The organism is Streptomyces sp. P9-A4, assembly GCF_036634195.1.
Classification (GTDB): domain Bacteria; phylum Actinomycetota; class Actinomycetes; order Streptomycetales; family Streptomycetaceae; genus Streptomyces.
The window spans coordinates 3,502,366-3,517,967 of record NZ_JAZIFY010000001.1 but is presented as its reverse complement, the minus strand read 5'-3'; the positions used below and the strand labels follow the sequence as shown (position 1 = coordinate 3,517,967).

General features: G+C 70.9%; 13 protein-coding genes and 1 tRNA gene. 10 read left to right on the top strand and 4 right to left on the bottom strand.

Features of this window, described 5'->3' with window-relative positions; genetic code table 11:
- Positions 1 to 10: 10 nt before the first annotated feature.
- Together V4Y03_RS15750 and V4Y03_RS15745 are read left to right on the top strand one after the other, a co-directional pair.
- Complete coding sequence (locus tag V4Y03_RS15750; protein WP_332435323.1) at positions 11 to 1,192, top strand: sensor histidine kinase; 1,182 nt, start codon at positions 11 to 13, stop codon at positions 1,190 to 1,192.
- Positions 1,189 to 1,878, top strand: a complete 690-nt coding sequence (locus tag V4Y03_RS15745) for a response regulator transcription factor (RefSeq protein ID WP_327108899.1) — start codon at positions 1,189 to 1,191, stop codon at positions 1,876 to 1,878. The genes V4Y03_RS15750 and V4Y03_RS15745 overlap by 4 nt, the downstream gene beginning before the upstream one ends.
- Before the next feature lie 598 nt (positions 1,879 to 2,476).
- Here V4Y03_RS15745 and V4Y03_RS15740 read toward each other — a convergent pair.
- Positions 2,477 to 2,698: a hypothetical protein gene (locus V4Y03_RS15740; protein WP_317873077.1), complete on the bottom strand. Its 222-nt coding sequence runs from the start codon at positions 2,696 to 2,698 to the stop codon at positions 2,477 to 2,479.
- Between the two features lie 646 nt (positions 2,699 to 3,344).
- On the opposite strand from V4Y03_RS15740, the gene V4Y03_RS15735 reads away from it, so the two are divergent.
- The gene (locus V4Y03_RS15735) at positions 3,345 to 6,482 is read left to right on the top strand and encodes an FG-GAP-like repeat-containing protein (RefSeq protein WP_332435322.1); all 3,138 of its coding nucleotides are present in this window, start codon (positions 3,345 to 3,347) and stop codon (positions 6,480 to 6,482) included.
- Positions 6,483 to 7,013: 531 nt separating this feature from the next.
- Here V4Y03_RS15735 and V4Y03_RS15730 read toward each other — a convergent pair.
- The gene (locus tag V4Y03_RS15730) at positions 7,014 to 7,949 is read right to left on the bottom strand and encodes an alpha/beta fold hydrolase (protein ID WP_332435321.1); all 936 of its coding nucleotides are present in this window, start codon (positions 7,947 to 7,949) and stop codon (positions 7,014 to 7,016) included.
- A gap of 127 nt (positions 7,950 to 8,076) precedes the next feature.
- On the opposite strand from V4Y03_RS15730, the gene V4Y03_RS15725 reads away from it, so the two are divergent.
- On the top strand, positions 8,077 to 8,712 hold the full coding sequence (locus tag V4Y03_RS15725; protein ID WP_332435320.1) for a TetR/AcrR family transcriptional regulator: 636 nt from the start codon (positions 8,077 to 8,079) through the stop codon (positions 8,710 to 8,712).
- A 162-nt stretch (positions 8,713 to 8,874) separates the two neighbouring features.
- Positions 8,875 to 9,297, top strand: a complete 423-nt coding sequence (locus tag V4Y03_RS33895; RefSeq protein ID WP_442809488.1) for a GNAT family N-acetyltransferase — start codon at positions 8,875 to 8,877, stop codon at positions 9,295 to 9,297.
- A 131-nt stretch (positions 9,298 to 9,428) separates the two neighbouring features.
- Here V4Y03_RS33895 and V4Y03_RS15720 read toward each other — a convergent pair.
- Positions 9,429 to 9,502, bottom strand: a tRNA-Gly gene (locus V4Y03_RS15720).
- 404 nt (positions 9,503 to 9,906) lie between these two features.
- Between V4Y03_RS15720 and dcd the strand changes: the two genes are divergently transcribed.
- Positions 9,907 to 10,482, top strand: a complete 576-nt coding sequence (gene dcd / locus V4Y03_RS15715) for a dCTP deaminase (RefSeq protein ID WP_055642613.1) — start codon at positions 9,907 to 9,909, stop codon at positions 10,480 to 10,482.
- Positions 10,483 to 10,495: 13 nt separating this feature from the next.
- On the top strand, positions 10,496 to 10,993 hold the full coding sequence (locus V4Y03_RS15710; RefSeq protein WP_332435319.1) for a phosphoribosyltransferase: 498 nt from the start codon (positions 10,496 to 10,498) through the stop codon (positions 10,991 to 10,993).
- A gap of 195 nt (positions 10,994 to 11,188) precedes the next feature.
- On the opposite strand, the gene V4Y03_RS15705 is transcribed toward V4Y03_RS15710, so the two are convergent.
- Complete coding sequence (locus tag V4Y03_RS15705) at positions 11,189 to 11,719, bottom strand: hypothetical protein (protein WP_332435318.1); 531 nt, start codon at positions 11,717 to 11,719, stop codon at positions 11,189 to 11,191.
- Positions 11,720 to 12,305: 586 nt separating this feature from the next.
- Between V4Y03_RS15705 and V4Y03_RS15700 the strand changes: the two genes are divergently transcribed.
- The 3 genes from V4Y03_RS15700 (at position 12,306) to V4Y03_RS15690 (ending at position 15,600) form a co-directional block, all read left to right on the top strand.
- Positions 12,306 to 13,418, top strand: a complete 1,113-nt coding sequence (locus V4Y03_RS15700) for a peptidoglycan DD-metalloendopeptidase family protein (RefSeq protein ID WP_332435317.1) — start codon at positions 12,306 to 12,308, stop codon at positions 13,416 to 13,418.
- Between the two features lie 224 nt (positions 13,419 to 13,642).
- Positions 13,643 to 14,893, top strand: a complete 1,251-nt coding sequence (locus tag V4Y03_RS15695) for a sensor histidine kinase (protein WP_332435316.1) — start codon at positions 13,643 to 13,645, stop codon at positions 14,891 to 14,893.
- Positions 14,890 to 15,600 carry a response regulator transcription factor gene (locus V4Y03_RS15690; RefSeq protein WP_332435315.1) on the top strand — a complete coding sequence of 237 codons (711 nt, stop codon included), beginning with the start codon at positions 14,890 to 14,892 and terminating at the stop codon, positions 15,598 to 15,600. The genes V4Y03_RS15695 and V4Y03_RS15690 overlap by 4 nt, the downstream gene beginning before the upstream one ends.
- Positions 15,601 to 15,602: the final 2 nt, after the last annotated feature.

Below are 15,602 nucleotides of genomic sequence, written 5' to 3'. Positions count from 1 at the left end.
CGATGTCCGGGTGGCAGAAGTGACCGATCCCCCGAGCGCGGTCGAGCGCGTACTGCGCGTACTGCACCAGGACCCCCTGGCGGCCGCGCACCCGACGCGGAACGACGCGGTGATCGCGGCTGGTGTCGCCCTGCTCTGCGGGGCGGTGGCGTACGCCGACACTGCGATGCGACCGGACGCGCTCGGGTGGGCCCTGCTCGCCTGCTCGGCCCTGCTCCTGGCGTGGCGGCGGCGTCACCCGCTCGGGGTGCTGGTCGCGGTCGTCGCCTGCATCGCCCCGTACCAACTGCTCGACAACGCCCACGCCGCCCCCGTACCGGCCGGCATGCTCGCCCTGTACACCGTGGCCGCCACCGGCACCGTCCGCCGGACGGTGACGGCCGGCGCGTGCGTGGTGGGCTTCGCGGTGACCGCCATGTCGTCCAACGGCGTCCACCGCGCCCTGGACGTACTGCGCACCTCCGGCTGGCTGGTGGCGGCCCTCGTGCTCGGCGTCGCCGTGCGCAACTACCGCAGGTACCTGGCCGAGGAGCGCGCCCGGGCCGGACAGGACGCCGACCGCAAGATCGCGGAGGAGCGTCTGCGCATCGCCCGCGACCTGCACGACCTGCTGGCCCACAGCATCACCCTGATCGGTGTCCGCACCTCGGTTGCCGCCCATGTCCTCGCCGTCGCCCCCGACCGGCTCGACCGGGCGGCGATCGCCGAGGCGCTGGACTCCATCGCCGACACCTGCCGCGAGGCCCGCGCGGAGCTCCGCACCACGTTGACCGTGCTCCGCGCCGACGAGCGCGGGCCGCTGCCGGACCTCGCCGGGCTGCCCGATCTGGTCCGTGCGGCCGGGGCGGAACTGGCCCTGGACACCGACGGGGCCCATGTCCCGCCGGCCGTGGGGGCTGCCGCCTACCGGATCGTCCAGGAGTCGCTGACCAACGCGGTCCGCCACGCGGGTCCCGACACCACCGTCCGGGTTCGGGTGGCGGCGGCTGACGGGTCTCTCCGCATCACCGTCAGCGACGACGGCCGCGGCCCGGGAGCGGACTCCACCGCTCCGGGTTTCGGCATCGTCGGCATGGGCGAGCGGGCCCGCAGCGTCGGCGGCACCGTACGGACCGGCGCCCGCTCCGGCGGTGGCTTCGAAGTCGCGGCGAGCCTGCCGCTCCCACCCCGTTCCCTGGAGGCATCCGCGTGACCACGCCACCCGTCGGGCACGACCGCGTGATCCGCGTCCTCCTCGCGGACGACCAGACCCTCGTACGGGCAGCCTTCGCGATGCTCATCGAATCGGCTCCCGACATGGAGGTCGTCGGACAGGCGGGCAACGGGCGCGAAGCCTTCGACCTCGCCCACTCCGAGCGGGCCGACGTGGTCGTCATGGACATCAGGATGCCGGGCACCGACGGCATCGAGGCGACCCGGCTCATCGCCTCCGCCGAAGACCTGGCCGGGGTGAAGGTCCTGGTCCTCACGACGTACGACACCGACGAGAACGTGGTCGAAGCGCTGCGGTCCGGGGCCTCCGGCTTCCTGGTGAAGGACACCAGGCCGGCGGAACTCCTGGCCGCCATCCGTACGGTGGCCGGCGGCGAGTCCCTCCTCTCCCCGGGCCCGACGGCCCGGCTGATCGCCCGGGTCCTGCGCATCCCCGGCTCCGCCCCGGCCCCCGCCGCCCTGGACCCGCTCTCCGCGCGGGAACGGGAAGTCCTCACCCTCGTGGCCCGGGGCCTCAACAACACCGAGATCGCCGACGCGCTGGCCCTGAGTCCCCTCACGGCGAAGACCCATGTGAGCCGGATCATGGGGAAGTTGGGGATACGCGACCGGGCGCAGCTCGTGATCGTGGCGTACGAGTCGGGGCTCGTCGTTCCCGGAGACTGACCGCGCTGACGGCGCCGGGCCTGCGGCGGGTGGGGCCACCTGCCGGCTGGCCCGCCGCTGAGCTTCCCGTCCGACCGAGGCGGCGCCACTCATGTCGCCTTTTCCTGGCCCTGATCATCGGCGCCGTCGTTGACGGGCTCCTCCTCCTGCTCATCATCGGCATCGTGCTGTTCGTGGCCGACCTCATCCATGCCGCCATGCGCATGCGCCCGCTCACCGCCGCCTCGTCCGGCGGCGGATCAGAGTCCGTCGCACCCGCACGGAGCTGGTCGGCGCACGCCGTGGACGGAGACGGAAACGGATCCGCCTCGTGGCCCGATGCCGAAGCCATCGTCACGAGTGGGAGCTAGCCTGCCTCGCGTCGAGCCGCACTCGTGCCAGAGGCTGACGCTTGCGCATCCTCGTCGAACAGGAAGGCTTCGATCTCCCCGAAGTCGGGCGCCTGGAAGGGATTTGTCGTGGGATGCGGTGATGCTGCAGCGGCGCAGGGGGACGCCCCTTCCGGAGCGGAGAACGGCGAGGTCAGGTCGATGAGAGGGGTCCTCTTCAGTGCGGGTCCGTGAACGGATCTGGTGTGCCGTGACCGGGCACGGTGGTCCTACAGCTTGCTCATCTTGGCGTACGGACTTGAGATCCGCTTTTGCGTCGAGCTGAAGTCCACGACCGCCGCGATCCCCTCCTCTATGCCGATGACCCGGCCGAGGCCGTACACGTCGTGTGTGACCTGGTCGCCTACGGCGAACTGCTTAGGAGGCAGCACGACCGGGGCTTTGAAGGGGCTGGTGGGCAAAAAGCGCTTCGGTGCACTTGGCTTTGTCATTGCTGCCAGTATGCGCCCACACATATCCGCTGCGGCCGTTCACGTCCGCAGCGCGAAGTAGCTGAGAAGAGTCTCGCCGAAAAGCAACAGCCCCAGGTCGTTGACCTGGGGCTGTGCTGTGGAGCGGATGACGGGAATCGAACCCGCGCTATAAGCTTGGGAATCACCGTTGCCTGGCCGGGCTATCCTGCCTCTGAACTGCGGAAACATGCTCAGCCGACGTTCATTCGGCAGGCTCGTGGGCACCTGTGTCGACCGCTGTTGTCCGTCCTCAAGGGCACGGTTGGGGCATGAGGTGCCGACGCCCGTCCTTGCCGCCCGCGGCCCACCACGCCGCCGCGATCGCGCGCAGAAGGAGCGGGCCAGGGCCTTGCATGCGCCCTCGCGCGCCCTGCGGATGTCCTCTGAGCGCTACTCGGCTCTGCTGTTAGCATCGCGGCGCTTGCATGAGGCGGTACGGCTGGGGGGCCTTTCGCTCGTACTCGCGCGGCTGGACGAGCCGACGCCGTGCGCCTCCTGTCTCTTGGCCCTGGGGAGGGACCTCACTTTGTCTCCTACGAGCAACGCCCGGCTGCGCGGAAACGGCCGAACCCGTGCCGCTCTCGCGCTGACGCTGGCGACGCTGACAGCGTCGACATCGGGAATCATGGCGCCGCCGGCGTTCGCCGACTCGGCCCCGGACGTGACCGTCCTGCCTGCGGCCCCGCGCTTCTCACCGCGTGCCACCTCGATCCTCAACGCGGGTGAGACCGGCTACCTGTTGGCGCAGGAGGGCGACAACCGCCTCCTGTGGATCGACTATGCGACGGGCTCGGCGTCACCTCTCGCCGTCACTCTGCCCGAGATGCCGCGCTACGACTTCGAGAACGGCTACTGGGACTACCGCCACCGGCTGCACATCGAGGGCGGAGGCTACTACGGCGACGGCTCCGACACCGTCGCCCTCTACTCCGCCGCCCCCGCACCCCATGTGACGCTTCAGAAAGGCGCGGGCGCTGTGTTCGCCGACGTACGCCTGCCCGAAGGGCAGTCGTACGTCGGGACGTTCGGCGACACCGTCCTGACCCGTACAGGTGAGGCGGACGCGCCGACCGGCTATCACCTGCTGCGGTACGAGGCCGGCCAGGTGACGGACACACCGGTCACCGGCTTCCCCGAGGGGGCCGCGCTCGGTGGGCTGGAGGACGCCGACGCGACGTCGCTCATCCTCCGGTACAAGGACTCCACCGGAGGGTGGGGGCGCTGGGTCCTCGTAGACCTCTCGGACGGGGTGGCAAAGCCTCTCCCCGACCGTCCGGTGCCCGACGATCCATGGAGCGTCCGTAGTTTCCGGCTTGGCGCAGGGACGATCCTGCGGGACGGGAGCGATCTCCTGGACCGTGCCGCTCCGCACACCGTGCTTCGTACCGTCAACACCGGCTCTGTCTCCTACGACGCGACCATCGTCCCCGTTGGTACAGCCATTTTGGCGGTCCAGCGCCAGAACCCCGGCAACAACGAGTACCGGGGTTCAGAGCTGTGGAGCCTTCCGGAGGAGGGAGAGCACCTGGCCCCGCCCGTGCTGCGACAGGCGTATGCGCAGGTCGTCCTCGCGCCCGACGGCACCGCGCTCGTCGCCGGAGCGAAGACCGCGGAGGACCGGGGCGACATCGACTGGGCCGTGCACCGGCTCGTACCGACCGCTGGCGGCGGGGTGGAGGCGCGTCGCGTCCGGACCGTCGCTCCCATGCCCGCCCGCGTCTACGGCCTCTCCCTGGGTGCCGGCATCCTGACCACGGCCGAGAACAGCACCTACTACCAGCCGGGCGATTACTACGGCGTGTACCGGAGCACCTGGCTGAGTTCCGCCGGGCAGCCGCAGCCGGTCCGTACGACCGTGGACGGGTTGCTGAGGACCGGCGGCGGGAACTGCGTCACGTTCATTTCGGACCGCTGTGTCTCCCTACTGGCGAGCGGCGACGGCTTCCACGGACAGCGGACGGCCGTCGATCAAGGGGGGTACACGCTGCTCTACAAGAACGGCGAGAGCGGCTGGGGACCGCGCATCGACACGGGCGGGGACCGGGTGGAGGACCTCTCCGGCCGGTTCGGCGTGACCGTCACCGGCGTCACCGGCGACTCGCCGTCCGTCGTCGAGTTCAAGCCCCCGACAGGCGGGACCGTCCTCCAGCGGACCGACTCCGCTCTGGGCGCGGTGTGGGGCTCCACCCTGTGGAGCGTGGCCAAAGACAGCCCGATGATCACGTCGAAGACCCTGCCGTCCGGTGCCGCCGGAGCGTCCTTCACCACACCCAACGGGTGCGTGCCGAGGGAACTCCAGGCTGCGGGTCGTTTGGTGTACTGGTCCTGCGAGGACAGCGAGTGGGGTCCCGAGGTGGGGTCGGGTGTCTACGACCGCCTGACCAAGCGGACCATGCGCGTGCCGGGACGCAACATCCGCAACGTCCTGCTCGGCGACGGCTACCTCGTCCGGCAGAGCGGGGAAGGCCTGCAGCTCTTCGACCTGCACGCCGGGCTTCCCACCACTGGCTCCACCGTGCCGCAGCGCCTGTTGGTGAGTGCCGCAGACCTGGGGCCGAACAACAAGCCCCGCCTGGGTTGGACGGTGGACCGTTTCGGCGGCCACGTCGCCTACGCGGGCGACGACGAGCGCGTCCGTATCGTCGGAACCGGGGTCCCCGCCCCGACCGTCAGCGTGATCGACTCCGTCGTCGGCGGCTCCACGTTCAACCTGGCCACCGCCGCCCCGCGCTGGTCGGGCACTTGGTGGACCTCCAAGCCCACCGGTGCGTGGCAGCTGGCACTGAAGGAGTCCGCCACCGGGACCGTGGTCCGTACCGTCTCCGGCGCCGAGGCGCGCGGCCGCGTCGATGCCGCTTGGGACGGCAAGAACGCCTCCGGGAAGATCGTGCGGAACGGTGTGTACGTCTGGACTCTGACCGCCAAGCCCGCCGACGGGGTCGGCGCCGATCTGACGGTGACCGGCTCGGTGAACGTGACCGGTGGCGCTCCGGCGCAGCTTCCCGCGTGGCGGGACGTCAGCGGTGACGGCAAGGGCGACCTGCTCGCGCTCACCTCGGCCGGGGCACTGACCGTGCGGGCCGGTACGGGAACCGGCGGGCTGGGGACGGGGGCCTCGGCTGCCGGATGGCCCTCGACGTCGATGGTCGTGCCGTTCGGGGACCTGTCGGGTGACCGGTGCAACGACGTGCTCGTCCGCAGTTCCGCGGGCGTGCTGACCCGATACGACGGAGGCTGCGGGAAGGCCTTCTCACCAGGTGGGACCCGGCTGACGATCGGTTCGGGCTGGCAGACGTACAACATGCTGACCGCCCCCGGCGATCTGACCGGCGACGGCCGGACGGACCTCCTCGCCCGGACCCCGGCCGGTGAGCTGTGGATGTACGCCGCCGACGGCGCGGGGAAGTTCAAGGACCGCGTGAGGCTGGGCGGCGGCTGGCAGGCCTACAACTCGCTCGTCGGCACCGGTGATCTGAACGGCGACAAGGCCGGTGACGTGCTGGCCCGCGACGCCGCCGGTGTCCTGTGGCGGTACTACGGCACCGGCAAGGGTGCGCTGGGGGGCCGTGTGAAGGTCGGCGGCGGCTGGCAGGGCTACAACGCGATCGCGGGCGTCGGTGACATCACCGGCGACGGCAGGGCGGACCTGGTCGCTCGGGACACCGCTGGAGTGCTGTGGCGCTACAACGGCACCGGCGCGGGCACGTTCGCGACGCGGGCGAAGATCGGTGGCGGCTGGCAGATGTACAAGACGCTGTCCTGACCAGTGACGCGAGGGCCGCGGCGATCCGTTTGAGCCCTTTGGCCGTCACGCCCCCCAGGACACGTGTCTGGGGGCGTGACGGCTGCGCGACTCGCGGCCGATCAGCTGGATCGGCTTCTCCTGGCTGATCCACGGGTCGGCGCGGGTGGGGATCTGCCCACACGCGAACCTGGAGCGGCAGCGCGAGGTGGCAGCGGGGATCGACGCCCGCGTTCAGGCGCTCCGCAGCAAGCCATCTGGCACGGATCTGGGCACGCGAGCCGTGGAGAGGTCCGGACAACAACAAAGCCCCAGGTCCCTAACCTGGGGCTTTGTCTCTACGAGCGGATGACGGGAATCGAACCCGCGCTATAAGCTTGGGAATCACCCGGCACTTGGGCGCGCATATGCCCCCTGACCTGCCGGAATGTTCGGTAGCGGGCCTGTGCCGGCTGCTTCTGCGAGCCCCTTGTTGACCGCTGTTCACCGCCCCTACTGGCACGTTGTGGCACGGCGCGGGTGTCGCCGACGCCGTTTCCCCCTGTCGTAGCCCTATGCGTCGACCGCAGCAGGGTCGAGGGAGTCGACGTCCTCCATGAAGGACAACATCCGGGCATTGACCACGTCGGGGTGGTCGATTTGCGGGCCGTGCCCCGTCGCGGTGATGATCTCGGCGCGGGCTCCGGGAACAAGGCGCGGAACGCGTTCCAGCTGTCGCTTGGGGTGCACGAGCAGGCTGTGCTTGCCCATGATGACGTAGAGCGGGGTCCGGATGGATCGCAACGTGTCCTCGGCCAGCGGCAGCGGTGCGGGGCGGCGGATCCGGTAAGCGCGTGCACCGAGCTGGATCCACTTGCGCATCTCGGGGACGGCGATGACCGGCTGGTCCAGCCACTTGGCGAGCCGGGGGCGCAGCGCCTTGGGGGCGAAGGTGGCGAACAGGCTCACGAAGACCCAGGCGAAGAAGCGCAGGCCGACCTTCTCCAGGCCGCCGGGGTCGAGGGCGGTGACCGAGGCGAGCCGTCCGGGCCGCCGGTGGGCTTGGTTGAGCACGAGCCAGCCGCCGTAGGAGGAGCCGACGAGGTGGACCCGGTCGAGGCCGAGAGCGTCGAGGGTCTCGTCCATCCACTGGGCTGCGCGCTCGGGTTGCCACATGGGCTCGCGGTGGACGCTGCGGTTGGCGTCGCCGGGGGTGTCGAGGGCGTAGACGGGGCGGTCGAGGCTGAGCCCGGGGGTGTTGGGGTACCACATCGCCGAGCTGTAGCCGGCGCCGTGGATCAGGACGATCGGGGTCCGGGAGTCGGCGGCGGGGTCCAAGGGGCCGTACCGGTAGACGTGGGTGGTGCCGAAGCTCGTCTCAACGTCCGTCTCGGAGCGGGCGGGTGCCCCCATTGCGTAGAGGACATCGGCGGCGGCGAAGTAGCGGTCGCGCAGGGTGTCGTTGACGTAGCGGCCGACGTCGCGTACGCGGGCGGTGTTCTCGGGCACGGCGGCACCTCCGGTGAAGATCCGTTCTTCGTGGTACGACCGTATCACCAATGTGGTACATCGGTATCATGAAGGGGTTCGGGTAGCGGAGCACGAACCCACCATCGACAGGCGGAGACACGGGAACATGCCGAAGCGTGTGGATCACGAGGAGCGGCGCGCCCAGATCGCCGAGGCGCTCATCCGGGTCGCGGGGCGGCAGGGGCTGCATGCCGTCGGCATGCGCGACGTGGCCGCGGAGGCCGGTGTGTCGCTCCGGCTCGTGCAGTACTACTTCGACACCAAGGAGAAGCTTCTCCTCTACGGCCTCCAGCACCTGACCGACCGCTTCACCGCGAGGGTGGGTGCCCGCTTGGCCGCTGTCGGCCCGGACCCGGGCCCGCGCGTCACGGTGGAGGCGCTGCTGCTGGCCTCGCTGCCGACCGACGAGGAAAGCCGCACGTTCCACCTGCTGTACAGCTCCTACGCGATCCTGTCGGTGACCGACGAGGCGCTGGCCGCCCAGCCCTTCATCGACAACCCCGACGCCGCGGAGAACGCCATGACCGGGCTCCTCGAGCAGGCGCAGGGGACCGGCCTGGCCGACCCGGACGCCGACGCGCGCACGGAGGCGATCAGCCTGCTCGCGATGGCGGCGACCATGGGCACCAGCATCCTCGTGGGCCAGCGGAGTCCGGAGTCGGCGATCGCGGTGCTCCGCCACCACCTGGACCGGATCTTCGCGGCTGCCGGGACGTCCGAGAGGAGGGCGGGCTCAACCTGACGTGTCGCGAAGCACTCGCACGCGGCGCAGAGTGTGGTACCGATCTGGACTGGGCCGACGGACGTGGAGTCGGTCGGGGTGTGGCGGGGACGAGGAGCGGCGCTGCCGCATGGGGGGTTCAGTGTGTTTGTAGTGAAAGAGGATGCATTCGATCCGGAGGAGATGCTGAGCCTCTACGACTCGGTCGGATGGGAGGGTTACACCCGCGACGTCGACAGGCTGTGCCGGGGCCTGGCCAACTCCCACCTGGTCATCACGGCACGAGACGGTTCGGGAACACTCCTCGGTCTAGCCCGGACGATCTCCGACGACGAGCACATCTGCTACGTCCAGGATGTCGTGGTCAACCCTGCGTATCACCGTCAGGGCGTAGGCCGGTCCCTGGTCGATCACCTCATGCGGCGTACTCGCACTGCCGCTTCTTCCTCCTGTCCTCGGACCACGAGTCGACACCCGCGGGCAAACGCAACCACGCGTTCTACCGGAGCCTGGGGTTCCTGTCGTACGAGGAGAAGGAGATGGCGGGCTTCGGACTGCCCAGGAACCGCCCCGACCTGCGCAATGCGGCGCCCTGACCGGATCTGACGCGGATCCCTACGTCAGCTGAGCACCAACTACGGGCCATGCGGGGGCCCATGTGGTGCACAGGTGGTGTGAGGCTCGGATCTGGATCGGGCAACAAACAAGCCCCAGGTCTCTGACCTGGGGCTTTGTCGTGGAGCGGATGACGGGAATCGAACCCGCGCTATAAGCTTGGGAAGCTCATGTTCTACCATTAAACTACATCCGCAGAGCGGCCGGATGATCCCTGCCGCATCGTTGCACACTGTACCCCATGGTCCACTTGAGGCGAAGCTCACGCCTTTTCGTGTGCGGAGTGCCGTCTGGAGGGTGTCCCCTTCATCCCCTAATGTGGCTGCTCGTCCACCGCATGTGTAGGGGAAGGGACTTGATGGGTTCGATGGAGCGCACCGTCGTCCGTTGTGCCGAGGGGCACGTGTTCAGTACCGCTTCGTTCCCGCTTCAGCAGCTCGGGGCCGGGCGGATCGGGCCAGGGCGGCTCATCCGGTGTCCGCGGTGTGCGCGGCTGCGGCACGCGGTGCCTGTGGAGGCCGGGCGGCGCTGAGCCGTGGTGCCGGGGCGCGGGCGCCTGCCGATTGGGGCAGGTCCGCGCCCTCTGCGTATCGTGGGGGCGTGCTTCTCTCAGACAAGGACATCCGGGCCGAGATCGATGCCGGACGGGTGCGCATCGACCCGTACGACGAATCCATGGTGCAGCCCTCGAGCATCGACGTGAGGCTTGACCGCTTCTTCCGGGTGTTCGAGAACCACCGCTACCCCCACATCGACCCCGCCGTCGAGCAGCTGGACCTGACCCGTGAGGTCGAGCCGGAGGGGGACGAGGCGTTCATCCTCCACCCCGGCGAGTTCGTCCTCGCCTCGACCTACGAGGTCATCACCCTTCCGGACGACATCGCGTCGCGCCTCGAGGGGAAGAGTTCCCTGGGGCGGCTCGGGCTGGTCACGCACTCGACCGCCGGGTTCATCGACCCCGGTTTCTCGGGGCACGTGACCCTGGAACTCTCGAACCTCGCCACCCTGCCGATCAAGCTCTGGCCGGGTATGAAGATCGGGCAGCTCTGCATGTTCCGGCTCAGCACGCCCGCCGAGTTCCCGTACGGGAGTGAGCGGTACGGCTCCCGGTACCAGGGCCAGCGGGGGCCGACGGCCTCCCGCTCGTTCATGAACTTCCATCGGACCCAGGTGTGAGGCGGTCGCAGACATGAGTGAAGTACGCGAGAACCTGACGTACGAGGGTTTCGGGCTCGCCGTCCGCGAGCTGGCGCAGGCCGTCGCCGACGACGGTTACGAGCCGGACGTCGTGCTGTCGATCGCCCGCGGCGGTGTCTTCGTCGCCGGCGGGCTGGCCTACGCCCTGGACTGCAAGAACATCCACCTGGTGAACGTGGAGTTCTACACCGGGGTCGGCACGACCCTGGAGATGCCGGTCATGCTGGCGCCCGTCCCGAACGCGATCGACTTCAGCGACAAGAAGGTGCTCATCGCCGACGACGTCGCCGACACGGGCAAGACCCTCAAGCTCGTCCACGACTTCTGCGTCGACCATGTCGCCGAGGTCCGTTCGGCCGTCATCTACGAGAAGTCGCACTCCCTGGTGAAGTGCGAGTACGTGTGGAAGAAGACCGACGAGTGGATCAACTTCCCCTGGTCGGTCTTGCCGCCCGTCGTCAAGCGTGAGGGTCAGGTGCTCGACGCCTGAGCCGGTTCCCTGGCGGGACCGAGGAGGCCCCCACCGGTACACGGTGGGGGCCTTCTCGCGTCTCCGGAGCCGTCCGTCCGTGCCGGGCCGGGCGGCCACGTCGGCCAGGGCCTCCGTGCCGTGTCAGGTGACCGGATTCGTCAAGGCCCGGTACGTGTTTGTGCCCGGTGCGCCGTCGACCGGTCCGGCGTACCCCTAGCCGCGGACCGCGGTCTGTACGGCCTGCCAGCCGTTGACGTCGATCGCGGTCTGTACGGCCTGCCAGCCGTTGACGTCGACCGCGGTCTGTACGGCCTGCCAGCCGTTGACGTCGACCGCGCCGTCGACCGGCCCGGTGCAGCCGCCGCGCTGGGTGAGCGTCTGCAGGACCCGCTGCGTGGTGCCCCCGGGGCCGGGAGCGCCCCCGCCTGACAGGTGCGTCGTCGCCATCAGACGGCGGGTGCCGCCGCCGTCGAGGTCCAGGGCCACGTGGCCGGGGGTGTTCCGTACCGCGTCGGCCCACCGGTGGAAGGCGCCGCGAGGTGCGGCGGACCAGTCCGGATGCCCTTCCCCGGACGCCTCCCACGCGTTGTACGCCGTGCCGCGCGAGCTGCTCAGATCGCAGGCCCGGAACATGAGCGACTGGCACATGTCGTTCCAGTCGTAGCCGTTGTCGAAGCCGGCGTCACCACCGTCGGTGACGTGCAGGCGAGCCCACTGCTCAGCCCCGGCGACCGTTCTCGTCAACTCGCGCCCCTCTGGTCAGGTGCGGCGAAGCCACCCACCGTGCTCGCCGCCGAACGAAGACCGAGCCGTCTGCCCGGCCGGACGACCGGGCCGGACCCATCGGGTCCGGACGACCGGTCCGGTGCCGCTCAGGAGACGGTCGGGCCCGCCGAGGCTCCGGGGGACCCCGCCGCCGATGCCGTGCCGCTCGCGCCCACCCCCGGGAGCAGTCCCGGGACCAGCACGCCGGCGGTCCGCAGGACGGACCGCCGCGACGTGTCCTGTCGCTCGCCATCAACCCACATCGGCACCTGACCTCCTGGAATTCCTGCGCTGCCGCCCGGCCTCGGACCGGTCAAGACCACCCCATCGCCCGGACGCCGACAACCCAACGAAAGCGCGGATTCGAGGCCCGGTTCCGCGCGTTCGTTGGGTTGTCGGCGTCCGGGCGGCCGGATGGGATGAGTGGGCTCGCGAACCTCCGTACGGCCCCGGCGGAAGACCGGTCTGTAAGACCCCCTTGCAAGACCCGCTAAAAGACCGGCTGAAGGATCCGTTGAAAGGCCCGCTGTAAGACCCGCCCGAGACCACAGCTCAGGGAGAAGCGTTGACCGAGACCGAGGCACGGCACCGTCGTGGCGGCGGCCAGGACGACCCCCACGTCCCGACCGGCGTCAGCCGCCGCACCCTGCTGCGGGGAGCGGTCGTGGGCGGCGGAGCGCTCGCCGCCGGCGGCCTCGTCCTGCCCACCACCGCGTACGCGGTCCCCGCGATCTACAACCCCTTCGCCGCGTACGCCATCACCGGCCAGTGGGACCCGCCGAACCACAACGGCGTCGACTTCGGCATGGCCGTGGGGACCTCGCTCCCCGCCTGCGCCGCCGGAACGATCGAGAACATCCCGTACAACGGCACCGGCGGACACACCGTCACCATCCACCACAGCGACGGATACCGCAGCCAGTACATGCACCTGTCGAGGTTCCTGCTCGCCAACGGCGCCTCCGTGGGCCCCGGGACGGTCGTCGGGCTCTCCGGCGGAGCCGCGGGCGCCGACGGCGCGGGCAACTCGACCGGCCCGCACCTGCACTGGCACGTCATCAACCCGAGCGGCGTCAGGGTCAACCCGCTCTCCTTCGGGTCCACACCGCCCCCGGTCCAGGGCGAGGGGCTGACGCTGCAGAAGATCGCGGGCGCCGGCGGCTACACCGGACCCCTGGACGGTGTCCCCGGCAGCCGGACCTGGCTCGGTGTGCAGCAGGCGGTACGGGGCTACGGCTACACCGGCCCGCTCGACGGCGCGCCCGGTGGCAACACGTACTCGGCCCTCCAGCGGCTGGCGCAGAAGGGCGGCTACGGCGGCCCGGTCGACGGCGTGATGGGCACCAACTCGTGGAAGGGCGTGCAGACCGTCCTGAGCCGGTTCGGCTACGGGGGTCCGATCGACGGCGCTCCCGGCGCCAACACCTGGGCCGCCTTCCAGCGCCTCGCCAAGCTCGGCGGCTACACCGGCCCGGCCGACGGAGTGCTCGGCACCATGTCGTGGAAGGGCATGCAGAAGGTGCTGACCGGCTTCGGGTACACCGGCCCGCTCGACGGCGCGCCCGGTGGCGGCACGTACTCCGCCCTCCAGCGGATGGCCCGGTACGGCGGCTACACCGGCCCGGTCGACGGAGTCCCGGGAACCAACACCTGGACGGCGCTCGCCCGCCTCGTCTGACCGTCTCCGCGCCCGGCGGCCCCGCGCTTGCCGTCTCCGCGCCCGGCGGCCCCGCCCCCGGCGGGCGCGGGGCCGGGTCCCGCCCGGCCGGACCGGCATCCTCCGCGATCCGGCCTCCCCGCACCTCTTCCTCCACTATCTTCATCGTGCGTTCGCAGGGCCCCGCGGCCCGACGAATCCGCTCACCTTCCGGTGGCCTGGGCCGCCCGGAGCCGAGGAGGACGATGAGGATCCGGGACGGGCTGTGGCGCGTCGGGGACCTGCCCACGACGAAGGCCGGCGTCGAGAGGGCGTTCTCCTACTTCACCGCGGGGGTCCGGCTCGGCACCGTCGCGCAGATGGTTCCGGCGGTTCAGCTCGGCGCGGCGAGGTCCCCGCACGCCTCCGCCTACGTCGCGTGCTGGGGGGCCGCGGCGCTGGCGGCGGTCGCGGTGAGCGTGGTGACGCTCGTGCGGAGACGGCCGCCGGGGACGGTCGTGTCCGTGCTGGACTTCGCCCTGGCCTGCGCCCTGCTCGTCCTCGGGCCCCTGGTGCTCGCGCCGGGGGACCGTTTCGGTACCTGGGTCGCCTTCCAGCCGGGGTACGCGCTCTCCGTCGTCATCACGGCGGGCGGCGTGCGCGGCCTCGCCCTCTGGGCGGGCAGCCTGCTCGGCGTCGCCGTCTGCTACCTGGTCTATCTCGGCGGCGAGGTGGGCGGCGACATGATCTCGACCGCCGTCGGCAACGTCCTGACCTACGTGGTGTACGCCCTGGTCGCCCGCATGTTCTTCGGGTACACCCGCCGCATCGCGCACGACGCCGACACCTCGCGCGCGCGTGCCGCGGAGCTGGCCCGGCGCGAGGAGGAGCGGCGGGCCCGGGTGATGATGCACAACGGCGTCGCCGTCATGCGCCTGCTGACCGAGCAGAACCACGGCGCCCCGCGCAGCCGGCTCGTCGACCAGGCCGAGGTGGAGCTCCGGCGGATGCGCTCCTATCTGCGCGGCCGGGGCCCGGACGGGGGCGCGGGGGACGAGGCGCGGGCGCACGACGACGGCGCGGGCCCGTCGGCGGGGCTCGTCGCCCTGGTCGAGCGGGCGTGCGACCGCTTCGCCGACCTGGGGATCGTCGCGCTGCTCGACCTCGGCGCCGACCTGCGGATTCCCGCCGCGCAGGCCGAGGCCCTGGAGCGCGCCCTCGACAGCCTGCTGCTGAACGTCCGTACGCACGCCCACGCGCACGAGGTGGTGGTGCACCTCGACGGGGGCGAGGGCTGGACGCTGAGCGTGCACGACGACGGCGTCGGGTTCGATCCGGCGTCGGTGACGGCCGGGGTCGGGCTGCGCGAGGTCGTCGTCGGCGAACTGCGCAGGCGGGGTCTCGGCGTGGCGATCGAGTCCGCCGTGGGGGAGGGGACGACCGTGACGGTCCGGTCCCGGGCGGGGACGGAGACCGGTCCCGCGGCCGAACGCGACGCCCTCGCGGACGCGTCATGAGGCCCACGGTGGCGGTCGTCGACGACGCCTCGCTGATCCGCGAGTCGATCGGCCTGCTCATGCCCGGTCTCGACGTGGTCGCGGCGACCGCGAGCGTGGAGGAGCTGGTGCGCCGGGGCCCGGCCGTGGACGTCGTCCTGCTCGACCTGCACCTGGCCAACCTGGAACGGCAGCCCGACGTCCGCCAGGGCATCGCCGCCGTCCGCGCGCTGACCCGCCGGGGCTACCGCGTCTGCGTCTACAGCCAGGAGGAGCGCCGTTTCGTGCTCGCCGCGTGCCTCGCGGCGGGCGCGAGCGGCATCGTGTCCAAGGCCCTGCCGTGCGACCGGGCGGAGCGGCTCTTCCACGAGGTCGCCACCGGGGGCACCGTGGTGCCGCAGCCGGTCGTCGGGATACTCGAAGTGCTCGTCCGGCGCGACTGCATCACCCTGCTGAGCGAGCGCCAGCGCCAGATCCTGCACGGCCGGGCCCGGGGGCTGAGCTACGCCCAGGTCGCGAAGCGGCTGTTCGTGAGCGAGTCGACGCTGCGCGGCTACTGGTACGACCTGACCAGGGCGCTGTCGGACTCGTTGAGCGGTCTCACCCCCGGCGAGATCGAGCGTGCCCTCGGTCTCGCGCCGGGCGACCTCCTGGAGTTCTGGGAGGACGGCGCGGCGGACCGGACGGCGGACCGCACGGCGTGGTGGCGCATCGGCCGTCCGCGCTGAGC